Origin of the sequence: Flavipsychrobacter stenotrophus (assembly GCF_002954265.1) — a bacterium.
Taxonomy (GTDB): domain Bacteria; phylum Bacteroidota; class Bacteroidia; order Chitinophagales; family Chitinophagaceae; genus Flavipsychrobacter; species Flavipsychrobacter stenotrophus.
In genome coordinates, this window is record NZ_PPSL01000006.1 from 108,139 (window position 1) to 129,156 (window position 21,018).

The 21,018-nt window shown below is 42.5% G+C and carries 25 protein-coding genes and 1 riboswitch; of the genes, 13 read left to right on the forward strand and 12 right to left on the reverse strand.

The window, feature by feature from the left end:
• Positions 1-116: 116 nt before the first annotated feature.
• From CJD36_RS18895 to kdsB, 6 genes are all read left to right on the forward strand, one after another.
• Positions 117-899 carry an SDR family NAD(P)-dependent oxidoreductase gene (locus CJD36_RS18895; protein WP_105040766.1) on the forward strand — a complete coding sequence of 261 codons (783 nt, stop codon included), beginning with the start codon at positions 117-119 and terminating at the stop codon, positions 897-899.
• Positions 900-988: 89 nt separating this feature from the next.
• On the forward strand, positions 989-1,411 hold the full coding sequence (locus tag CJD36_RS18900) for an acyl-CoA thioesterase (RefSeq protein WP_105040767.1): 423 nt from the start codon (positions 989-991) through the stop codon (positions 1,409-1,411).
• Between the two features lie 29 nt (positions 1,412-1,440).
• Entirely contained in the window at positions 1,441-2,700 is a 1,260-nt protein-coding gene (locus CJD36_RS18905) for a CinA family nicotinamide mononucleotide deamidase-related protein (protein ID WP_105040768.1), read from the forward strand.
• Entirely contained in the window at positions 2,697-3,197 is a 501-nt protein-coding gene (locus CJD36_RS18910; RefSeq protein WP_105040769.1) for a shikimate kinase, read from the forward strand. Before CJD36_RS18905 ends, CJD36_RS18910 begins: the two co-directional genes overlap by 4 nt.
• Entirely contained in the window at positions 3,190-3,579 is a 390-nt protein-coding gene (locus CJD36_RS18915; protein ID WP_105040770.1) for a DUF423 domain-containing protein, read from the forward strand. The genes CJD36_RS18910 and CJD36_RS18915 overlap by 8 nt, the downstream gene beginning before the upstream one ends.
• A gap of 33 nt (positions 3,580-3,612) precedes the next feature.
• A complete protein-coding gene (gene kdsB / locus CJD36_RS18920; RefSeq protein WP_105040771.1) occupies positions 3,613-4,356 on the forward strand; it encodes a 3-deoxy-manno-octulosonate cytidylyltransferase in 744 nt (247 codons plus the stop codon).
• Between the two features lie 119 nt (positions 4,357-4,475).
• Here the strand turns inward: kdsB and rfbC are convergent, their stop codons facing one another.
• From rfbC to CJD36_RS18945, 6 genes are all read right to left on the reverse strand, one after another.
• Entirely contained in the window at positions 4,476-5,024 is a 549-nt protein-coding gene (gene rfbC / locus CJD36_RS18925) for a dTDP-4-dehydrorhamnose 3,5-epimerase (RefSeq protein WP_105040772.1), read from the reverse strand.
• A gap of 10 nt (positions 5,025-5,034) precedes the next feature.
• A complete protein-coding gene (locus CJD36_RS18930; protein WP_105040773.1) occupies positions 5,035-6,162 on the reverse strand; it encodes a DegT/DnrJ/EryC1/StrS family aminotransferase in 1,128 nt (375 codons plus the stop codon).
• 99 nt (positions 6,163-6,261) lie between these two features.
• Positions 6,262-6,954: an ATP-binding cassette domain-containing protein gene (locus CJD36_RS18935; protein WP_105040774.1), complete on the reverse strand. Its 693-nt coding sequence runs from the start codon at positions 6,952-6,954 to the stop codon at positions 6,262-6,264.
• Positions 6,930-7,229, reverse strand: a complete 300-nt coding sequence (locus tag CJD36_RS23330) for a hypothetical protein (RefSeq protein WP_161499383.1) — start codon at positions 7,227-7,229, stop codon at positions 6,930-6,932. Before CJD36_RS23330 ends, CJD36_RS18935 begins: the two co-directional genes overlap by 25 nt.
• Before the next feature lie 19 nt (positions 7,230-7,248).
• Entirely contained in the window at positions 7,249-8,490 is a 1,242-nt protein-coding gene (locus tag CJD36_RS18940) for a 3-deoxy-D-manno-octulosonic acid transferase (RefSeq protein WP_105040775.1), read from the reverse strand.
• The gene (locus tag CJD36_RS18945) at positions 8,487-9,278 is read right to left on the reverse strand and encodes a hypothetical protein (protein WP_105040776.1); all 792 of its coding nucleotides are present in this window, start codon (positions 9,276-9,278) and stop codon (positions 8,487-8,489) included. The genes CJD36_RS18940 and CJD36_RS18945 overlap by 4 nt, the downstream gene beginning before the upstream one ends.
• A gap of 191 nt (positions 9,279-9,469) precedes the next feature.
• Here CJD36_RS18945 and CJD36_RS18950 point away from each other — a divergent pair, with 191 nt between their 5' ends.
• The 6 genes from CJD36_RS18950 to CJD36_RS18970 all read left to right on the forward strand — a co-directional run bounded on the left by CJD36_RS18950 (position 9,470) and on the right by CJD36_RS18970 (position 12,963).
• Positions 9,470-10,108 carry a hypothetical protein gene (locus CJD36_RS18950; protein ID WP_105040777.1) on the forward strand — a complete coding sequence of 213 codons (639 nt, stop codon included), beginning with the start codon at positions 9,470-9,472 and terminating at the stop codon, positions 10,106-10,108.
• A gap of 6 nt (positions 10,109-10,114) precedes the next feature.
• Positions 10,115-10,414 (forward strand): winged helix-turn-helix domain-containing protein, encoded by a 300-nt coding sequence (locus tag CJD36_RS18955; RefSeq protein WP_105040778.1) that lies wholly within the window; start codon positions 10,115-10,117, stop codon positions 10,412-10,414.
• A gap of 151 nt (positions 10,415-10,565) precedes the next feature.
• Complete coding sequence (creD, locus tag CJD36_RS18960; protein WP_105040779.1) at positions 10,566-11,945, forward strand: cell envelope integrity protein CreD; 1,380 nt, start codon at positions 10,566-10,568, stop codon at positions 11,943-11,945.
• Positions 11,929-12,297: a diacylglycerol kinase family protein gene (locus CJD36_RS18965; protein WP_161499384.1), complete on the forward strand. Its 369-nt coding sequence runs from the start codon at positions 11,929-11,931 to the stop codon at positions 12,295-12,297. Before creD ends, CJD36_RS18965 begins: the two co-directional genes overlap by 17 nt.
• 18 nt (positions 12,298-12,315) lie before the next feature.
• On the forward strand, positions 12,316-12,471 hold the full coding sequence (locus CJD36_RS23335) for a hypothetical protein (RefSeq protein WP_161499385.1): 156 nt from the start codon (positions 12,316-12,318) through the stop codon (positions 12,469-12,471).
• 36 nt (positions 12,472-12,507) lie between these two features.
• Positions 12,508-12,963, forward strand: coding sequence for a DUF1361 domain-containing protein (locus tag CJD36_RS18970; RefSeq protein WP_262497530.1), 456 nt, complete (start codon positions 12,508-12,510; stop codon positions 12,961-12,963).
• Between the two features lie 81 nt (positions 12,964-13,044).
• On the opposite strand, the gene CJD36_RS18975 is transcribed toward CJD36_RS18970, so the two are convergent.
• The 5 genes from CJD36_RS18975 to CJD36_RS18990 form a co-directional block, all read right to left on the reverse strand.
• On the reverse strand, positions 13,045-14,295 hold the full coding sequence (locus CJD36_RS18975; protein WP_105040782.1) for a homoserine dehydrogenase: 1,251 nt from the start codon (positions 14,293-14,295) through the stop codon (positions 13,045-13,047).
• An 87-nt stretch (positions 14,296-14,382) separates the two neighbouring features.
• Positions 14,383-15,567 carry a trans-sulfuration enzyme family protein gene (locus tag CJD36_RS18980; protein ID WP_105040783.1) on the reverse strand — a complete coding sequence of 395 codons (1,185 nt, stop codon included), beginning with the start codon at positions 15,565-15,567 and terminating at the stop codon, positions 14,383-14,385.
• Positions 15,568-15,769: 202 nt separating this feature from the next.
• Positions 15,770-15,897: riboswitch (SAM riboswitch) on the reverse strand.
• Positions 15,853-16,014, reverse strand: a complete 162-nt coding sequence (locus tag CJD36_RS23340; protein ID WP_161499386.1) for a hypothetical protein — start codon at positions 16,012-16,014, stop codon at positions 15,853-15,855. (Overlaps the previous riboswitch by 45 nt.)
• A 38-nt stretch (positions 16,015-16,052) precedes the next feature.
• Positions 16,053-18,419, reverse strand: coding sequence for a TonB-dependent receptor (locus CJD36_RS18985; RefSeq protein WP_105040784.1), 2,367 nt, complete (start codon positions 18,417-18,419; stop codon positions 16,053-16,055).
• 34 nt (positions 18,420-18,453) lie between these two features.
• Complete coding sequence (locus CJD36_RS18990; RefSeq protein WP_105040785.1) at positions 18,454-19,023, reverse strand: DUF3347 domain-containing protein; 570 nt, start codon at positions 19,021-19,023, stop codon at positions 18,454-18,456.
• A gap of 165 nt (positions 19,024-19,188) precedes the next feature.
• On the opposite strand from CJD36_RS18990, the gene CJD36_RS18995 reads away from it, so the two are divergent.
• Positions 19,189-19,905: a LolA-like protein gene (locus CJD36_RS18995; RefSeq protein WP_105040786.1), complete on the forward strand. Its 717-nt coding sequence runs from the start codon at positions 19,189-19,191 to the stop codon at positions 19,903-19,905.
• Between the two features lie 106 nt (positions 19,906-20,011).
• Here the strand turns inward: CJD36_RS18995 and asd are convergent, their stop codons facing one another.
• Positions 20,012-21,001: an aspartate-semialdehyde dehydrogenase gene (gene asd, locus CJD36_RS19000; protein WP_105040787.1), complete on the reverse strand. Its 990-nt coding sequence runs from the start codon at positions 20,999-21,001 to the stop codon at positions 20,012-20,014.
• Positions 21,002-21,018: the final 17 nt, after the last annotated feature.

Sequence of the window (21,018 nt, forward strand, 5' to 3'; positions counted from 1 at the left end):
TCTTCTTTCGTGAACTGCCCCGCACCTGCGGGGCAGTTTTTTTATATGCGTTCTTTAGCAACACATTAACCATCACGTTATTATCTTTACACCGCTTACAAGAAGCGTTTCAGCGCATGAACAAAACAATATTGATAACCGGGGCAACCTCCGGATTTGGAAAGGCCATAGCGATAAAATTTGCTCAAAACGGATACACTGTCTGTATAACAGGCCGCAGAGAAGAACGATTAGCCGATCTAAAACAACAACTGGAAGACGAGTATAAAGTAAAAGTGATCACGCTGAACTTTGACGTACGCGATAAGCAGCAGGTAGCCGCAGCCATTGCTCACCTGAAAACGCAGGTAGATCGTATAGATATACTGGTGAATAACGCAGGACTAGCATCGGGCCTTAGCAGTATAGAAGACGGAGACACCGATGACTGGGATGTAATGATAGATACCAACCTGAAAGGACTACTTTATGTGACGCGCCAGGTGGCACCAATAATGACCAGCCAGGCATCGGGCCACATCATTAACATTGGTTCTACCGCATCTAAAATGGTGTACAAGAATGGCAATGTTTACTGCGCTACCAAATTTGCCGTAGATGCGCTGAACCAGGCCATGAGAATAGACCTGCTGAGCTACGGTATAAAGGTAACCGGCATTCACCCCGGCATGGCAGAAACAGAGTTTTCTGTGGTGAGATTCAAAGGAGACGAAGAAAGAGCCAAAAATGTATACGCAGAGATCAACCCGCTAAGGGCTGAAGATATAGCTGACATAGCATGGTATTGTGCTAATCTGCCTGCACATGTATGTATCAATGACCTTACCGTTACCTGCCTGAACCAGGCAACGAGTGTAAATACAATAAAGGAAGCAGACAGAATAAAAAGTAAAAAGTAAAAGCCTGCCTACCGGTAGGCAGGTAAAAAGTGGTTTATGCGGCAATAGTTGTACTCACAACTCTATACTAACTACAATCCTAAAAAGACATGTTCATTTCCACTACACAGATAAGAGTAAGATATGGAGAAACCGACCAGATGGGGTATCTATATTACGGAAACTATGCGCTCTATTATGAGGTAGGCAGGGCTGAAGCAATACGCGAATTAGGGTTTACTTACCGGGAACTGGAAGAAAAGGGAATTATGATGCCGGTAGCCGAATTGAATGTGCAGTATTACAGGCCGGCGGTTTATGATGATCTCATTACCGTCAAGACCATACTGAAAGAATTACCCACTTCAAGTAAGATCCAGTTCCATAGTGAGCTGTATAATGAAGCAGGAGTATTTTTGAATAAGGGGGTGACCACACTGGTATTCTTTGACCCTAAAGAAAAGAAGAAAGTAAACATGCCTGAAGAATTACATAGCCGACTGGCTCCATTCTTTACTCAGGCTGATCTCTGATATTTTTAAACACCGCTACAAAATTATCCATGAGTAACATACATGCAGTAATAATAACCATAGGTGACGAATTGCTGATCGGTCAGACTATTGATACCAATTCAGCCTGGATAGCGCAGCAGTTAAATAAGCTGGGTATTGATGTCGTAAGGCGTGTGGCAGTTGGCGACACCAAGGATGCCATAACTAACGCGCTTGATGAAGAATTACAAAAGGCATCATTACTTATACTTACCGGTGGCCTTGGCCCTACCAGCGATGATATTACCAAACCATTACTTTGCGATTATTTTGGTGGCAAACTGATCGTAAATGAAAAGGTGCTCACTCACCTGAAGGAAATGTTTGCCAAACGCAACCGGCCAATACTGGAGCGAAATATGAAGCAGGCTGAAGTACCGGACGTATGCACTGTACTGTTTAATGATATGGGCACAGCTCCGGGTATGTGGTTTGAAAAGGATGGGAAGATCATCATTTCGCTGCCCGGCGTACCATTTGAGATGCAGCATATAATGACCAATGTAGCACTGCCGCGCATTAAAGATCATTTCCCCGGCGATGCTATTGTGCACCGAAGTGTATTTACAGCGGGGGAAGGAGAAAGCTTTATTGCGGAGAAACTGCTGGACATAGAGGCGTCGTTACCAAACCACATAAAACTGGCATTTCTACCAGACAGTGGTTTTGTGAAACTAAGACTGACAGGAAAAAGTACAAACATAGAACAGTTAACAGCGGAAATAGAAGCGAAGCAGCAGGAGATTGCCACCAGGTTGGGCAGCATAGTAATAGCTATGGATGATATGCCGGTTGAAAAGATACTGGGCAATACCATGAAAGCAAATGGTAAAACTATTGGCATAGCGGAAAGCTGCACCGGTGGGTATATAGGGCATTACATTACACAGGTAGCGGGCGCCTCTGCATACTTTATGGGTAGCATCGTTTCTTACGACAACTCTATTAAACAGAATGTGCTGGGTGTAAAGGAAGAAACACTCACCACCTACGGAGCCGTGAGTGAAGAAACCGTAATAGAAATGGCTAAGGGTGCAATGAAAGTACTTAATGTGGACTACACCCTATCTGTAAGCGGTGTACTGGGCCCTGATGGCGGAACGGGAAGAGTAAAAGTAGGGACAGTGTGGATGGCAGTCGCATCGAAAGATGAGGTGAAGACGAAAGAATTCAGATTCTTCTACGACAGGGAACGTAATAAAGAGATGGCTGCTAAAAATGGCATGCTTTTCCTCTGGAAATTCATTAATAATAAGTTATCAGCATGATCTTTTTGATAGGAATGCCCGGAACCGGGAAAACATATTGGGGCAAAAAACTGGCCGACGCCTATGACCAGGAGTTTATAGACATGGATGCCTACATAGCCAAAAAGGAAAAGGCTGAAATTGCCACTTTGTTTGAAATAGAAGGGGAAGAGGGTTTCCGTAAAATGGAAAATGTGTACCTGGAACGTATCATTGCTACTGCCCCGGAAAATACGGTTATTGCCTGTGGCGGAGGCACGCCTTGTTTCTTTAAAAATATGGAGATGATGCTGGACGCTGGCGAGGTAATTTACCTGCAGTCGACTACCGCACACCTGGTAAATAATTTGAAGAACGACACTACACAAAGGCCTTTACTAAAAGGCAAGAGTAATCTGGATGAATACCTGGATAAACTACTCACAGAGCGCAAGGAAGACTACGAGCTGGCGCAGCACATTTTACAAACAGAAGACATTTCGCTCACTACCTTTGAAAAAATTATGCCTCATGTATAAACCCGCAATAGTAGCAGGTATAGTGCTGGCAGGCCTTGCCGTAGTACTGGGCGCCTTTGCTGCCCACGGACTGAAAAGCATGTTGCCGCCTGAAAAGATCGATGTTTTTCAGAAGGGAGTAACCTATCAATTTTACCACAGCTTTGCATTGTTGATACTAGGGGTAGTATACGCATCTTTCCCTAATAAACAACTGGAAGTGGCTATGCCTCTGTTCATAGGTGGCATCATATGCTTCAGTGGCACACTGTATCTATATCCTCTGCTGGAGGTTAAGAATGTGAACATCCCTGTGATAGGCAGATTGATCACACCGGTGGGTGGATTACTGTTTATTTCAGGTTGGGTCATGTTCTTATTGGGTGTGTTGAAAAAAGCCTGATTTGTCTATATTTAGATCATTAGAATAATTGTTATGAAAGTAATTGCTTTAATACCGGCCCGCCTTGGCGCTACCCGTTTCCCATCAAAATTGCTCGCTCCAATAAAAGGTAAGAGTGTAATACATCGTACTTATGAGTCGGCAGTAAACACCGGCTTGTTTGATGAGGTGATCGTTGTTACGGATAGTGACGAGATAATGGATGAGATAATCAAAAACGGCGGAAAGGCAGTAAAGAGCAAGGGCACTTATGAAAGTGGTACAGACCGTATAGCCGAGATTGCGGAACATATGGATGCCGATGTATTCGTAAACGTACAGGGCGATGAACCATTTGTACAGAAACAACCTCTGGAGCAACTACTGAACCTGTTTACCGGAGCAGACGGGAATACCGTGCAGGTGGCTTCGCTAGTGCAGCGTCTTACTAATCCTGCATTGATACAAGACCATAATTATGTGAAGGTGGCATTGGCACTCAACAATGATGCACTCTTCTTCTCGCGTAGTGTACTGCCCTACCCGCGCAACAAAGAGATAGAGATACCCTACTACGAACATATTGGAGTATATGCATTCCGCAAGGAGGCTTTAATGAACTTTACCAATTGGCCAATGACCCCACTGGAAGCCGCTGAAAAAGTAGAATGTCTGCGCTTCCTGGAACATGGCGTGCCTATGCGCATGGCCATCACCCAGTACATGGGCGTAGAGATAGATACTCCTGAAGATATCACCAGAGCTGAGAAGCTGATGGAACAGAATGGATGGTTATAATTTGACAATTCGGCAATGAGGATATTTGACAATGACCGATCTGCGGAAATACTGCGTTAAACAAAATCGCCGCTTCAACTATTAGCTGAAGCGGCGATTCTATTTCTGTTGTCTCCTTATTAAAACAAGTTATTAGCATCCTTAAGCAATGGTTGCTTCTGATCTTTTTCAGAGACAATTGCTTTGCTGATGTCTATCTTCCAGTCAATGTTTATAGCGGGATCGGCATAGTATAAACCACCTTCACAATCTTTGCTGTAGTAGTTATCGCATTTGTAGAATACCTCAGCAGTATCGCTCAAAACAGCATAGCCATGAGCAAAACCATGAGGTATAAGAAACTGCACCTTGTTCTCTGCCGACAGTTCTATACCATACCACTGGCCGTAGGTCTTGCTACCCTTGCGGATATCAACAGCTACATCCCATATACTGCCTTCCAATACACGCAACAACTTACATTGCGGAACCGGATTATTTTGGTAGTGCAGTCCGCGTAGTACGTTCTTTATAGACCGCGCCTGATTGTCTTGTATGAAATTAACGGCATTGCCCTCGTCTTCGAAAGTGCTCTTGCGATAGCTTTCAAAGAAGTAGCCTCTTTCGTCTCCATGAACTTTCGGTTCGAGGATCAGCAGTCCGTCTATGTGCGTTTTAGTTACTTTCATTAGAATAGATTTATCCTATTATTTCAATCAGGTTGTTAGTAATAAATGCCAGTTCCTCTTCCGTCAATTCTGTATGCATTGGTAATGATATCACGCAGTCCTGCAGCATATCTGTAACCGGCAATATCGTGTTCTCAACACCATATTCCTTCAGCATGTTCTGTTTATGACTAGGCACGGGATAGTAGATCATTGACGGAATATTGCGCTCAGCCAGTTTCTGCTGCAAAGTATCTCGGTCGAAACCGCTTATCTGCAATGTATACTGATGGAATACGTGGTAAGAATATGGTGCACGATATGGCGTAGTGATCTTTGGATGATTTTTGAACGCCTTATCATAGTAATCAGCTGCCTGCCGACGGGAGTAGCAATACTCATCCAGCTTTCTCAGCTTTATGCGCAATACCGCTGCCTGTATCGTATCGAGGCGGCTGTTACAACCTACCATCTCATGATAGTATCTTGTTTGCTGACCATGGTTGGCGATCATCTTCAACTTCTGTGCCAGTTCATCATCATTGGTAAACATGGCACCACCGTCTCCGTATCCACCAAGATTCTTAGATGGGAAGAATGATGTGCAACCTATTATACCCATGGCACCTGTCTTAACAGTAGTGCCATTGGAAAAAGTATAGGTACTGCCTATTGCCTGTGCATTATCTTCTACAACAGCTATATTATGTTCTTTAGCTATTGCCAGTAGTGGCTCCATATTCACGCTTTGTCCATAAAGGTGAACAGGTATGATCGCTTTTGTTTTTGAAGTGATGGCTTTCTTCACGCTTTCCATATTCATGGTAAAGGTGTCTGGGTCAACATCAACAAATACGGGAGTCAATTTTAAAAGCGCAACCACTTCTACAGTAGCTATGTAGGTATAACTTGGAGTGATCACCTCATCGCCGGGCTGAAGGCCCAATGCCATAAGGGCTATCTGTAGTGCATCAGTACCATTAGCGCATGGTATTACATGCTTCACACCCAGATACTGAGCCAGCTCAGTAGCAAAACTATGAACATCAGGACCACCTATGAAAGCGGCGTTCTCAATAACATGATTAATAGCGGTATCTACTTCTGCCTTTATTTTTTGATATTGCCTTTTCAGGTCAACCATTTGTAACTGCTGCATACTCATTTTTTAACGGCGCAAACCTACGATTTTATCTGCGTACAAGGAAATAAGAAAATCATTATATAATTCATTCGTCGGGTAATTACTCCCACGTATTCAATCGCTTTCCAGAAAACTAAGGTAACCATGCAGTACCAGGTCTTGCTTGTCCCTTATATAAATACTCTTTCCGTCTTTCATGAGGTAAAGGCTGTTACTTATTTCGAGTAGATGCCTGTACATATGATCGGTGATAATTATCCCTTTATCTACCTTTTTTATGGAAATCAGTTCTTTTAACCGCTCTATGTGAATGGGCATGATATGGGTAAACGGCTCGTCGAGGAGGGTAAAACGGGTATTGGCCAACAACAGTATCAGTACAGACCACAGGCGCTCCCTTCCTCCGGATAATTCATTTATCCTCTTTTCAAGATCTTCTTCCACCTCGGGAAACCATAACAGTATGTATGCTACATCCGAACCAAACTGTTTTAATGCGTCAGCCACTTTAAGGCGTCCAGGCAAGTATGGTTTTCGAGGAAGATAATTGACTAGTCCTGCTTTGCCATATGCATTTTTGACCATCTGGCCATTCACAAATACATTGCACTCTTGTACCGACAATGTTCCAAACATGGCCTGCAACATAGTAGACTTACCCGAGCCATTGCGCCCCAGCAAACCTGTAACCTTACCCTTATCTGCACGGATGGTTACGCCCTTCAGAATGTCGCGCTGCATCACCGAGAAAAATATATTCTCGGCAACAAGGTTATCTATCATTATTTCAACAGGCTTATGAGACATAACATGACGATTAGTAAAGCAAGATCAAAAAGAAAATAGCTACCCCACAGCAGAGTGCGTGACATGTGCTGATTGTAATAGTAAAATAGCTTGTTGGACTGCAACAAGATGATAAAGTACCTAACTCCTATACCGGTTATCAATTTGATCATCAGCACGGCAAACAACGAACCATCTATAAAAAAGAGATAGCAGCACAGCATACTTAGCAGCACCGGTAAGACACAGTAATACCTGTAGAACGCGACAATTGCTTTCAGCTGACCTGCACTCATATCTTATAGTTGTTATTGCCTAAGAAATGAAATGATCTATGCGCTCCATAACTTTAGCCGTTGCACCCTGCCTGCCGAGCACATATTGCTTAGCAGCTACTGACTTCTTTTGGTACATATCTGTATTATCAAAAGAAACTAAAGCCAGTATCAGATCTTCGGGTTTATTGATGACCTCTGCCCCACCTAATTCAACAAGCTCCACCGCCTCAGTAAACTGGTGAAATACAGGTCCGTAAAAACAGGGCATTCCATAAACAGCAGGCTCCAATACATTATGTACCCCTGCCTTGCCAAACCCGCCACCTACCCATGCAGCCGTGCCATATCTATATAATTGCAGCAGAAATCCTACCTTATCTATCAGCAGTACTCTTTTATCACTCTTGCCGTTCCAATCGCTCCACTTCACCACATCATTTCCATATAACCTTACTATCTCATTAATATGGCTTACATGTACCTCGTGCGGAACTAATATTAATTTCCAGCCGGTGGGTAATGATGGTAATGCATTGTAAAGCAGTTGTTCATCATCGGCCCACGTACTGCCAGCTATCAATATTTTATAGCCCTCGCAAAACTCTTCTGCAATAGGTAGCACCGCTACCTGAGCAGCTGCCTTCACAACTCTGTCAAAACGGGTATCTCCGCCAATTATTGCGTGATTGATGTTTATACTCTTCAACAGATCTATGCTCACCTGGTCCTGTACAAAAATATCAGTGAAACAATCCAGCATTTCTCTTTGCAAACTACCATACCATTTAAAGAATCCCTGTTCTTTATTGAACCGGGCGGAAATGAGTATCGTTTCAACAGCATTCTGTTTCAATGCAGACAAATAGAAATACCACAACTCGTACTTAACGAACAGGCAAATAGAAGGGCCAACAATATCAACGAACGCCTGAGCATTTCGGGGACTATCCACTGGTAGGTAAAATACATAGTCTGCACCATCATAATCTTTCCTTACCTCGTAACCTGATGGAGAAAAAAACGTCAACACTATCGCATAATCAGGATGCTTAGCTCGTAACGCCTCTATTACCGGCCTGCCCTGCTCAAACTCGCCTAACGACGCGCAATGCACCCATATACGGCGACGTTGCTCGGTACTCAGTGCCTGCCTTATCTTATCCAGCAACCCTTTACGGCCGGCTATAAATAACTTAGCCTTGGGTTTAAATAGCGATGCTACCCTTATACCCAAAGCATATAACCCAATAACTAACCTGTAAATGAGAACGTTGATCATTCAAATGTTATGTCTTCTGATTTGCGTTTGAAAATAGGTATCATCCACCCTGCACGCACTCCCAGCAACACATCATTCCTCTTCTTATCATCGGCATGGCCTACATCAAACAGATAGGCTCTTCTACCTTCTGTAAAGCCCCACATAAGATCCAAACCAAAATTGAAATTTAATAGACCATTTTTAGCAAAGTAAGTATAACCCGCATACTGTTCCACGAACATGCCCTGCGTAAGCCTGTCATACCCTTTCTTATAGTCACCTTGCAGCATCTCCACATCACCATCACGATTGTAAATATTAATCCTGTGCTGTATAAAACCAACAGTGGTCAGCAACATTAGTCCATTGTCCTTTTCGCCTTTCTTAAGCGGAATGATCTTACCTGCCTGAATACCGGTAAGAAAACCACGCTCGTATACCGGCACACCCACCCGCTGTCCATTAATATTAATGGTCTGGAATACCTTACCATTAAAATCACCGGAATACTTGTCTTTTATATTAATAGCAAAAGAATCTTCAGTGATCTTGTTACCGAGCAGAAAATCGTACTTAATACCAAACAACCAGTTGCCTTTTGTTTTGTAAGTAACCGAAGCCCCTATCCTGTAACTGGCGCCGTAACGCTTAGCCATATCCAGCAGCGGCTTGTCGGCAGAAACATTTCCATTGAGTATAAAACCGTAATGCTGCTTCTTAGCAGCACTTGTGCCAAATAGCTCGTCCTGACCATAAGAAATGATACCGGAAAATAATAACAGGGTTGTAAAAATATATTGCTTCATATAAAGACTGCTTCTGCAAATGTGAAATTAGGTAAAAACTTAAAATTTAAAAGTAAAAAGCGCGAGTTGAGACGCGCCAGATAAACCCATTTCAAATCTCCTTCTGCAAATGTTAATATTTTATTTATCCCAAAAATAAAAGAAACATGTTTCAAAGAAATTTATAACTTTGTATCTCAAAGTGCTTTTGTATGGACACAACCAATAACAATGCCTCATTAGAAACGCTGCAGGATATACGCAGCATTATGGATCGCTCGGCAAGGTTTGTATCTCTGAGTGGAATGAGTGGTATTTGGGCCGGAGGTGTAGCACTGGTTGGCTCTTATATAGCTTATCAACTTTTGCAGCAGCCCGCATACAAATACATAGGCAAGCCGCTTGATGGCACGCCAGAGTTTTTCGACAAATTCACGCTGCATCTGTTATTGTTGGGTATGGGCGTATTTGTGGTTGCGCTGGTCGGAGCATTCTACTTTACATATAAAAAGGCCCGTAAACATAATCATACGCTCTGGAATAATGCATCTCGTCAACTTTTGATACAAGGTTTTTTCCCACTGCTTGCAGGTGGCGTTTTCTCAGTAGCATTTATCTATTATGGATGCGGCATGTTTGTAGCTCCTGTGTGCCTGGTGTTTTATGGCTTGGCATTAATAAGTGGCAGCAGGCACACATTATCTGACATACGATATCTGGGAATGCTGGAGGTAGTATTGGGCTGCAGTGGACTTTTTTTCCCGGGTTTCGGTCTATATTTCTGGGCAATAGGATTTGGTATACTGCACATTTTTTACGGCGCTATGATGTGGAATAAATACGATAAATAGCAACTGATGAGCAACCCCATAGAGCAACTTAATAAAGTATTTGACAGTCGTATACGCATTGGCATTATGAGCGCACTCATAGTGAACGAAAGTGTGAATTTTAACGACCTCAAATCGCTTATTGATGTTACCGATGGTAACCTTGCAACTCACCTGAAAACACTGGAAGAAAACGCTTATATAAAAGTAGAGAAAGGATTTATAGGCCGTAAGACCAACACTACCTACACCATAACAAAAGCAGGCGAAAAGGCTTTTAGAAGCCACCTGGATGCACTGGAAAAGATAATTAAAGGGTTGGGGTAAATATTATGAATCGCTCACAATAAAAGAAAAGCCACACAGTTATATTAGCACAAGAAAGCAGGATACTCCTGCATTTTTTTAGCGCACATCACTTTGTATTTAAAAGCACTTTCAATAAAATAAATAATCACACCTAAATCAAACAAACCACATGTACACAAACGAACCGGAGCCAGGCTTCTATGAAAAAAACAGTATTCTGATAAAGGGATTGCTTGTAGGCTTCCTCATATTGATCATGCTCATACCGGGTGTTTTTGTAAGCAACCTGGTGAGTGAGCGACAGGCCAGACAGGAAGCTGTGGTCAATGACGTAAGTAATAAATGGGCTGGCAAACAAACCGTAACCGGACCAATGCTGCTACTGCCGTACAAAACAGACGCCGGCACCGTGAAAATGGCATATGTGCTACCAAATGATCTACGTATATCCGGCAACATAAACCCCATAAAGAAAAAGCGCAGCCTATACAACGTGATGTTGTATACATCTAACCTGCAATTGGATGGAAGATTCGATATCCCTTTTGAAAAACTACAACTGAACAGAGCGGATGTACTTTGGGGAAACGCCCGACTGGTGCTTGCAGTAGGCGATCTGCATGGTATAACCGAACAGGTAGCACTCAACTGGAATGGGACCAAACAGTTTATGGAAGCCGGAGTACCGGAGAATAAACAAGTGTCTGAAGGGTTAAGTACACCCATTGTGATGAATGAAGATGGAACTGCAACTTTCTCTATCAATCTCAGTATTAAAGGATCGGAATATCTATACTTCACGCCATTAGGCAAAAGCACGGACGTTAACATCAGTGCGGCATGGAAAGATCCCAAATTTGATGGTCAGTACTTACCCGACACTTCTGTAATAGGCAAAGACCATTTCACCGCCCACTGGAAGATCCTTCCTCTATCTCACAATTATCCGCAGAGCTGGAAGGACAATGTCTATGCCCTGGAAAAGGCAGCGTTTGGTGTAAGCCTGATACAGCCTGTGGATGAATACTCGAAGACAAACCGTTCAGTAAAATATGCCATCCTCTTCATCGCACTCACCTTCACATTCTTTTTCTTCCTCGAAATACTACTGAAGAAAAAGATACACGCCATTCAATATCTGTTGGTAGGTATGGCGCTCACTATCTTCTATACACTACTACTTTCCATATCAGAGTACGCGGGTTTCAACGTAGCCTACCTTATAGCATCTATCGCTACCGTAATGTTGATCAGCATGTATGTATGGAGCATTTTCAAAAATACCAAAACAGCCATAGGCTTCACATGCACTCTTGCAGGATTATACGGCTACATATTTATACTTATTCAATCTGAAGACTATGCCCTGTTATTTGGCAGCATTGGCCTGTTCCTTATACTGGCAGTGATCATGTATTACTCCAGAAAAATAGAATGGTATGCACCTGCAAGAGTAAAAGCAGAAGTGCCCCGCAACGATTATAAAGTAAACATAAAAGATGACAACAATGAATCACGTGACGAAGAAAACAATGAACAGATCCAGTAAAAACATGACCCTCACTTCCCGACGCAATAGCATTATTTATGCTCTTAATGGCATAAAGCTATTGCCCGGGGAGCCCAATATAAAGCTCCACATTATAGCTACAGCTGTAGTAGTTATAGCAGGGTTTCTCAAACACCTTAATGGCAACCAGTGGATAGCAATAGTAGCCGCAATAGCACTTGTTTGGATCTGCGAGACCATCAACACCGCCATAGAGAAGCTCTGCGATTTCGCCTGCAATATGGAACGCAGCGATGCAATAAAAGCAGTAAAAGACATATCGGCAGGGGCAGTACTCATGGCATCTGCAACAAGTGTGGTAATAGCAGTGATCGTTTTCTTTTTTCAATAATTATATAACCGATACAAAATGAAATTCTTCAATCAATACAAGTGGCTGGTACCACTCCTTTCTTTTACTGCCGTAGTATTACTTATGCGCATGGTTCATACCCGCACGTTAATTTTCTTCTTTATTCCATGGAATCTGGTTCTTGCTGGCATACCGCTTGTATTCAGCTACTGAATAAGTAAGGTAGAAGATAAAACAACAAGCTGGGGAATTTTCTTTCTGTGGCTACTCTTCTTCCCTAATGCAATGTACATTGTCACCGATCTGTTCCACTTAAATGAAAGCACCAATGTACCTAAGTGGTTCGACTTGCTACTCCTCTTCTCAGCTGCACTGAATGGTGTACTTATGGGTATGTCATCGCTATACAACATAGAGCAGTTCTTAAAGAAGAATATTTCGGTAAAGTATGTCCCTGTTGTTGTCTTTTCACTGTTGCTCTTATGTGGCTATGGCATATATCTTGGTCGCTATATGCGCTGGAATAGCTGGGATATATTTACTCAACCATTCGGGCTATTAATGAATATTGCTCATGATGTTAAACACCCATTACGCAAGACAGACAGTTGGATGCTGAGCGGACTGTTCGCAACATGGTTATTTATCTTGTACAGGTATGCTACGCAGGTATTCTCAAAGAAACAGACACAGGAAACTGCATAGAAGATCACGAGTAAAAATAGATTTGACAACTTTCTAAAAAGTTGTCAAATCTTATTTTCAGGCAATAAAAGAATACGTGCACTAAACAGGAAACAATTCCTCAATATTCTTCAATTGCGTTTTAACAATAGGCGTCACAAATGCATCTGGCAATAACACAACAGACGTTCCCTTTTGCTTCCACCAGGTATCTCTAACCAGTTTAGAAAAATGAACAACACCCACCACATACGTTCGTGCATCATTACCGGACCACTCATCTATCCGCTCAAAGAAATTAGCCGGAATTGGATCATCAGGACCTGTACTTACATAAATGCGTAAATAAAAGTCATTGGTAAGTTTTGATGGCGACTGATTGTATAGTTTCTTGTACTCATACCGATAGTTATAACGTAGCGCAGATAGGTCGCTGATCACCGCAGAAGCTGTAGGAAAGCCACCTGCGCCCTTACCGTTAAAGAATTGTTTATCTGCCAGTCCACTCTCTATGATCATCCCATTGTATTCATTTTTTACATGGAACAGTGAATTGTCTTTTTGCAGAAACTGTGGAAATACAAAGGCCGCTATCTTACCATTGTCCAACTTGTGCGCATGAGCCACCAGCTTTATCTCATATCCTTTCTCTCTGGCATATTGGGCATCATGCTCTTCCAGGTGATGAATGCCTGTGTAGGTAAGCTCGCTGGGGTGACTGACAACTCCATAGGCATGTACAAGAAGTATGGTCAACTTATTCAAAGCATCTGTACCTTCAATATCCAATGTAGGATTACTTTCTGCAAAGCCCTTTTCCTGTGCCTGTTTTAATGCCTGCGTAAAGTCCAGACCTTCTTCCGCTATTTTTGTAAGAATGTAATTGGTTGAGCCATTCACTATTCCACTGATGCTTCTCAACAAGTCATTATCGTAATACTCCTCCAGATTACGAATAACGGGTATACTGGCACAGCAGGCAGCTTCATAAAGAAATGGAGCATCAAACTCTTTTTGTAAGGCCAGCAACTCCGGCAAATGTTCTGCTATCATTTTTTTATTGGCACTCACTACAGCCTTACCACTCTTAAGTGCACTGCTTACTATATCATAGGCCGCATTGGCATCATCGATCAGTTCTACTAAAACATTTATAGAATCGTCACTAAGTACCTCATAAGGATTAGCGGTAAATAATTCCTTTGGGGCGTTACGTTCTTTTTCAGGATGCTTAATACAGACCTTACTGATCTGAGCATTGAGCGATGTATTGTTTTGTAATACTTGCCACAGGCTCTCGCCCACTACACCAAAGCCGAAGAGGCCTATATTGAGTTTTGTTTGTTTAGACATTTTATGTGTTTTTATGGTTTGATAAAAGAATTAAAAGGGGCTGTAAAAATTGCTATTGACAGGTATCGCAACTATCAAAAAAGGCCACTAATAAGCTATGGCAGCAGTCTCTTTAGTATATTTCAACTTAACGGATCCGGTCAATGCTTTATCAATATCTTCAAGCAGATCAGCCACATCTTCCAGCCCTACACTCAATCGTATAAGGCTATCCGCGACACCCGATGCATGCCTTTTTTCTGCTGGTATGCTTTTATGCGTCATTGTTGCAGGGTGACAAAGCAGGCTCTTTACACCACCCAGGCTCTCCGCCAGTTTGAACAGTTTAGTACTACACACCACATTTTTCGCTGCTTCTGCTGTGTCTTCTTTCAGCGTAAATGAAACCACTCCGCCACCTGCGCTCTGCTGTACTGCAGCAATGCTATGATTGGGATGTGTAGAAAGGCCAGGGTAATATACATTGGCAACAGCAGGATGCTTTTGCAGGTAGCGGGCTACTATTAGTGCATTACGGCTATGCTCCGCTACGCGCAGATGCAGCGTTTCTATTCCACGTATCACCAGCCAGCTATCATGTGGTGCCAGTATGGCTCCGCTCGCATTCTGTATAAATTTGATCTCATCGCCGAGGGCTTTTGTTTTGGTTACTACAAGCCCTGCAATCAGGTCGCTATGGCCCCCAAGATATTTGGTGGCGCTATGCACCACAATGTCAGCGCCCAGCAGTATCGGCTGCTGTAGAGCAGGCGACGCAAAGGTATTGTCTACACACAGTAACGAACCATTGTCATGGGCTATTTTTGCTATCGCCTCAATGTCGCTGATCTTCAGTGTAGGGTTGGTAGGTGTCTCCAACCAGACCAGTTTGGTTCTAGCAGTTATAGCAGCCGCTACATTACGGGCATCTGTGGTATCAACGTAGTTGACATTAATGCCGAACTTCTGGTAAATGTGCGTAAACAATCGGAATGCGCCCCCGTAAATGTCATCAACCGCCAGTATCTCGTCGCCGCTTTGTAATAGCTTCACTACCGCATCAATAGCCGCGAGTCCGCTGGCAAATGCATACCCTGCGGCACCTTCTTCCAACTCTGCTATCACTTTTTCAAGCACAGCTCTTGTGGGGTTATTACTACGGGCATAATCATACCCCTTATTTTCTCCGGGCGCGTCTTGTACAAATGTGGATGTCTGGTAAATAGGTACTGAAATGGATCCTGTCAATGGGTCTACCGGAATACTGTGAATCAGTTTTGTTGCTTTGCTCATCTTTCTTGGTTTTTATATGATTAATAAATAAAATACTTATCTAATGATCACTTACCAAGGTTTACCGGCAGAGCATTTTTATGTGCATGTCAAGTACTGACATACCACAAATAAAAAAAGCTCCCACCGATAAATCAGGGGAGCTTTAGTTATGTAAATTCCGTGTGTTGCTGCACGAAAAATATTGCCAACTATTACGTCTGACTTATCTTTCCTGCCTTCAGAATTTCTTCTTCAGGAGGATGGAATTAGCACCTGTTTCCCGTATTGCTACGAGAGAGGTTGCTAAGGCTTCAACGGGCCATAACCCTCTGCCTTTCTTGATAAGCGATCTTTTAAAAGAACTGGTGCAAAGGTAAACGCACAACTTTCAATTTTCCAAAACATTTTTTCAAACACTTGCAAATATGCAGCTTTCAAACCCACAAGACCATTTCCTGAAACCATTGTCCATCAATGGTTTACAACAATATGGAACCGCGCAATTAAAACTTAAAATTGTAAGTGATACTAGGTAGCAAAGGGAGAATATAGACCTCTTTCACCTTCAGTTTTATGGTGCCGGTGTTACCCACCTCCGACCTGTCTACATACAAAAAGTAAGGATTAGCATGATTGTAAATATTATACACAGAGAACGTCCAGCTACCCTGCCATTTATGCGGCTTAGTATGCTGCGGAGTGTAGGTAGCCGACACATCTAAGCGATGATATGCAGGCATACGATACGAGTTGGTTTTACTGTATTGCTCCACCAGCGTACCACCTACAAAATAGAAAGCTGTTGGCAGTGTTATAGCATTACCAGTACCATAAATAAATACGCTTGAGAATGTCCATTTCTTACTTTGCTCATAGCTCGCTACTACAGATATATCGTGCCTTCTGTCGTACTTGGCAGGGAATTCATCACCATTATTTAGTAAGGCAAATTTTTGGTATGTCCACGATAAAGTATACCCTACCCAACCCGTAAATCGGCCTTGTGTTTTATTGATAAACAACTCTGCACCATATGCGGTTCCTCTACCAAAAACATAAGACAATTCCGGGTCCTGAAGTGAGTTAGGAACGTAGCCATCCTTGTACTGCACCTGGTTATTCATTCGCTTGTAATATACCTCTACAGCGGTTTCCAGCTTATTATCGAGGAAATTATGAAAGTAACCCGCTGAGTACTGCCATGCATTCTGTGGCTTTACAATGTAAGTACTTGGTGCCCACACATCGGTAGGTAATGTGCTGCCATTATTAGTTACCAGGTGCAGGTATTGGTATGTCTTGGCCACACTTCCTTTTACTGACGAATTTTCATTTATGGTGTAGCGAATATTAAATCTCGGTTCAAGCCCATCGTAGACTTTTGCAAGGTCACCTTTGCCATATTTTGTACTATCCCTTTTGTTACCGTTGGTATCCACATCATAGGCTGTGTAAGGCCCCACCTGACCGAACCATGTGTATCTCAATCCTACATTTATTTTGATCCTTTTAGTAAGGTCAAAATCATCCAACACATATGCACCTGCTTCATGCACGTATTTGATCAAAGCATTGTTGGGTTGCAGTTTTATAGTATCTGCCTGGCCCGATACCTGGTTAGGGATAAAGGTGTGATTGGTATATACGAGCCCTCCCTTAATGTGGTGATTGAAAGATGTATAATAATCAAGATCGCTCTTTATGTTGTAGTCTTTTACACCCGATGATATCTTTATACCAAATGCTGCATTTGCAGATGCCCCACTACCCTGCTCAAAGCTTGATGCAAAATTATAAGTGTTGTAAACAGCGGTAGTATTCAAAAATAACTTATCACTAAACTGATGATTCCACCTTAGCGAAGCAGTGGTATTACCCCAGGGTATCTTCGCTTTAAACGTACCGTTCTCACTTTCAAATTTAAACTTATCAAGCCCCAGATAGCCACTTAAGTATAGTCTGTCTTTCTCTCCCAATCTGTAATTGGCCTTCAGATTAAGATCATAAAAATAATAGCCTGTGTTCTTCAATCGTTCTGTAAATGGTCGCAACAATACATCAATGTAAGTGCGCCTTCCAGCTATCATAAACGACCCTTTATTTTTCTTAAGTGGACCTTCCAGTGTAAAACGGGAAGCTATCAATCCTATACCACCCTGCCCGTGAAACTCCTTATTATTCCCCTCCTTCATAGTCACATCCACCACCGATGACAAACGACCACCGTAGTTAGCAGGTGCGCCACCCTTAACAAGGGTTACATCCTTAATGGCATCTGAATTGAAGACAGAAAAGAAACCAAATAAATGGCCCGTGTTATAAACAGCCGCATCATCAAGCAGTACCAGATTCTGATCCGGACCGCCGCCGCGCACATAAAAACCTGCATTACCATCACCTGCAGATTGCACTCCGGGCAACAGCTGTATCGTCTTTAACACGTCAACCTCGCCAAACAAAACCGGCAGTTTTTGTATTCGTGCAATGGATAGAGTTACAGTCCCCATTTCCGTATTCTTCACATTCTCATTCTTCCTGCCGGTAGTTATTTCCACCTCCTTCATCAAAGTAGAGCTGCGCATCTCTGCATTGTAAGTATGATTTGTGTTAAGGTCGATCTTTCGTATTTGTGTCTGGTAACCTACATAAGAAAAAGTGACAGTGTAAGTGCCTGGAGGTACGGAAACCGAATAAAATCCATATCCATTAGTTTGTCCGCCAAGATTAGCTTCTTTAATGTAGATAGATCCGCCAATCAGCGTTTCTCCCGAAGCCGAGTCGCGCATATAGCCGCTCAGCGATGCCTTTTGGGCAATAGCTAAGACCGGCAGGAGTATCAGCAGAAGTAGAAAACGAAATTTTATAAACATGATAGTTGGTATAGACTGTATAAGTAGATCTTAATTAAAATGATTCCTGCACCTCTCCACACTCCAGCATTTTCTTGCCGAAATACGGATTCTTAATCTCCTCTTCTTCACTCAGCCAATACGCGCCCTTATCATTGAAGGCCATTGGGCAATATTGCTTGTGCACTCCTCCATTCTTCAGTCCTGCATGCTTTAGCATGGTATACATAGCTGTAGAAATGCCGCTGAATGCCAGCCGCTGCTTTTCACAGGTATTATCTTTTATTCCTGCTATCGTTTGGGTCTGCATGATCACAGTATCAAGGTATGGCTGCAGTGGTAGTTTATTTGCCGAATCTGCGCTAAGAAAGGCGCTCATATTCCTTGCTTCGTTCATCAGTTCATTACTTTGGGTGGCAGTTTTTGCTTCGTCAGAAGCCACCAAAGCATTTTTTAATGAGTAGTATTTGGTCACTAGGGTCATCATCTTAGTCGTACCTGCGGCAGACAAGTTACTGCTCAATGGTCCCTTTTCTACTTTCTTATCATCTGCCTTGGGAGAACTGCTACTGCAACTCAAACAAAATAAAAGGATGGCTACACTCAGGCATTGTACAATACGCATGATCGGTAAAATTGAATTGCAAAAATAATGTAACCGTGGTTAATCATTTCCTTTAATAATCAATAACAATATTTATACCATATAACTGCACCGTCAGAATTATTTTATTGGCAATATTCACTACCTCACGTTTTAATTTACATTTGTGTCAAATAAAACCAAAAAATGAAAGCATTAAAATTATCCATAATGGCGATTGCCATTTCTGCTACCGGCCTTAGTGCTTATGCTCAGAAAACCGGTGACGAAGTAATTCAGAAACATATTGACGCTATAGGCGGCGAAAAAAACTGGGATAAGATCAAATCTGTAAAAATGGTCGGCGCAATGAGTGCACAGGGCATGGAGATCGCTGTAACCCAAACCATCGTTAATGACAAAGCAATGAGAATGGACATTGCTTTAATGGGCCAAAACGGATACATGATCTATACCGACAAGAGCGCATGGCAGTTCATGCCATTCGCCGGCGATACAAAACCAAAGGAACTGCCTGCCGACCAGGTAGCCGCCAGCAAAGACAAGCTCAACTTTAAGAATACCGTGATGGCAAATAAAGCTATGATCTCAAAAGCAACGCTTGACGGTACCGACACTATCAATTCTGCGGCTTGCTACAAGGTAAAGATCACCGGTAAAGACGGTAATGAATCTGTATGCTATTTCGACGCTAAAACATTCTACCTGGTAAAGCAAGATGCAAAAGTGAAAGTTCAGGATGAAGAGCAGGAAGTGTCTTACACTTTCAGCAATTTCAAAAAACAACCTGAAGGCGTGGTTATTCCTATGACTTACGGTACTCCACAAGGCGATATCGTTTTCAAAACTGTTGAGATCAACAAAAAGATAGACGAAAAATTATTTCTACCTGAAACAAAATAATGTTTCAATAATTCTAAATAAAAAAGCAGTTTACGGTTCACACCATAAACTGCTTTTCCTTTTTTAGGATGGTTTTTACTTTTTAGTTTCTACTTTTTATTTTCGATTATATCCACCCATTGTTGTGCAATAACTTGGCTATCTGCACAGCATTGGTTGCGGCACCTTTTCTCAGGTTATCGGCTACTATCCAGCAATTCAGGGTATTGGGCTGTGAATAGTCCCTCCTTATCCTGCCTACAAAAACCTCATCTTTACCTTCTGCTTCAAGCGGCATAGGATACCCATTCATTGCAGGGTTATCTATGACCACAACGCCCGATACATTAGACAACTCCTCCTTTATATCCGACTCATAGAAATCGTTGACAAATTCAATGTTCACACTCTCACTGTGCCCACCTATTACAGGTACACGCACTGCTGTTGCCGTTACCTTTATACTATCATCACCCATTATTTTACACGTCTCCAGGCTCATTTTCATTTCCTCCTTGGTGTATCCATTCTCCTGGAAAACATCAATATGGGGGATCACATTCAGATCTATGTGGTGCGGATATACACCCTGCCCGCTTTTGCCGGCACGTTCATCCATCAACTCTTTAACCGCTTTCTGCCCTGTACCCGATACCGACTGATAAGTACTTACCACCACCCTCTTTATCTTGTATTTTAAATGCAATGGCTGCAAAACCATTACCATCTGTATTGTGGAGCAATTAGGATTAGCTATGATCATGTCTTCCTTGGTGACAACGTGCCCATTCACCTCGGGCACCACTAGCTTTATATCATTATGCATGCGCCACGCCGATGAATTATCTATCACCCGGCAACCAGCTGCGGCAAACTTTGGCGCCAACTCCAGAGATACACCGCCGCCCGCAGAAAACAATGCAACGGCCGGTTTCATATCAATAGCAGTGTCTGCAGATACTACATCATATTCTTTCCCCTTAAAAGTAACTTTCGTTCCAACAGATCTTTCAGACGCAACCGGAATGAGTTCTGTCACCGGAAAATTCCTTTCCTCCAGTATTTTCAGCATCATGCTACCTACAAGGCCCGTGGCACCAACTATGGCTACTTTCATATTATACGATATTTAAA

Excerpts from the sequence above, each read along its gene's own strand:
- CJD36_RS18980 (WP_105040783.1), bottom strand. The coding sequence starts at position 15,567 with ATGAGCAAAGCAACAAAACTGATTCACAGTATTCCGGTAGACCCATTG.
- CJD36_RS18945 (WP_105040776.1), bottom strand. The coding sequence starts at position 9,278 with ATGAAGCAATATATTTTTACAACCCTGTTATTATTTTCCGGTATCATT.
- CJD36_RS18895 (WP_105040766.1), top strand. The coding sequence starts at position 117 with ATGAACAAAACAATATTGATAACCGGGGCAACCTCCGGATTTGGAAAG.
- CJD36_RS18935 (WP_105040774.1), bottom strand. The coding sequence starts at position 6,954 with ATGTCTCATAAGCCTGTTGAAATAATGATAGATAACCTTGTTGCCGAG.
- CJD36_RS23340 (WP_161499386.1), bottom strand. The coding sequence starts at position 16,014 with ATGGTTTCAGGAAATGGTCTTGTGGGTTTGAAAGCTGCATATTTGCAA.
- kdsB (WP_105040771.1), top strand. The coding sequence starts at position 3,613 with ATGAAAGTAATTGCTTTAATACCGGCCCGCCTTGGCGCTACCCGTTTC.
- CJD36_RS18955 (WP_105040778.1), top strand. The coding sequence starts at position 10,115 with ATGAGCAACCCCATAGAGCAACTTAATAAAGTATTTGACAGTCGTATA.
- CJD36_RS23330 (WP_161499383.1), bottom strand. The coding sequence starts at position 7,229 with ATGAGTGCAGGTCAGCTGAAAGCAATTGTCGCGTTCTACAGGTATTAC.
- CJD36_RS18950 (WP_105040777.1), top strand. The coding sequence starts at position 9,470 with ATGGACACAACCAATAACAATGCCTCATTAGAAACGCTGCAGGATATA.
- CJD36_RS23335 (WP_161499385.1), top strand. The coding sequence starts at position 12,316 with ATGAAATTCTTCAATCAATACAAGTGGCTGGTACCACTCCTTTCTTTT.
- CJD36_RS18940 (WP_105040775.1), bottom strand. The coding sequence starts at position 8,490 with ATGATCAACGTTCTCATTTACAGGTTAGTTATTGGGTTATATGCTTTG.
- CJD36_RS18930 (WP_105040773.1), bottom strand. The coding sequence starts at position 6,162 with ATGCAGCAGTTACAAATGGTTGACCTGAAAAGGCAATATCAAAAAATA.
- CJD36_RS18910 (WP_105040769.1), top strand. The coding sequence starts at position 2,697 with ATGATCTTTTTGATAGGAATGCCCGGAACCGGGAAAACATATTGGGGC.
- asd (WP_105040787.1), bottom strand. The coding sequence starts at position 21,001 with ATGAAAGTAGCCATAGTTGGTGCCACGGGCCTTGTAGGTAGCATGATG.
- rfbC (WP_105040772.1), bottom strand. The coding sequence starts at position 5,024 with ATGAAAGTAACTAAAACGCACATAGACGGACTGCTGATCCTCGAACCG.
- CJD36_RS18965 (WP_161499384.1), top strand. The coding sequence starts at position 11,929 with ATGAACAGATCCAGTAAAAACATGACCCTCACTTCCCGACGCAATAGC.
- creD (WP_105040779.1), top strand. The coding sequence starts at position 10,566 with ATGTACACAAACGAACCGGAGCCAGGCTTCTATGAAAAAAACAGTATT.
- CJD36_RS18900 (WP_105040767.1), top strand. The coding sequence starts at position 989 with ATGTTCATTTCCACTACACAGATAAGAGTAAGATATGGAGAAACCGAC.
- CJD36_RS18915 (WP_105040770.1), top strand. The coding sequence starts at position 3,190 with ATGTATAAACCCGCAATAGTAGCAGGTATAGTGCTGGCAGGCCTTGCC.
- CJD36_RS18985 (WP_105040784.1), bottom strand. The coding sequence starts at position 18,419 with ATGTTTATAAAATTTCGTTTTCTACTTCTGCTGATACTCCTGCCGGTC.
- CJD36_RS18995 (WP_105040786.1), top strand. The coding sequence starts at position 19,189 with ATGAAAGCATTAAAATTATCCATAATGGCGATTGCCATTTCTGCTACC.
- CJD36_RS18905 (WP_105040768.1), top strand. The coding sequence starts at position 1,441 with ATGAGTAACATACATGCAGTAATAATAACCATAGGTGACGAATTGCTG.
- CJD36_RS18990 (WP_105040785.1), bottom strand. The coding sequence starts at position 19,023 with ATGCGTATTGTACAATGCCTGAGTGTAGCCATCCTTTTATTTTGTTTG.
- CJD36_RS18975 (WP_105040782.1), bottom strand. The coding sequence starts at position 14,295 with ATGTCTAAACAAACAAAACTCAATATAGGCCTCTTCGGCTTTGGTGTA.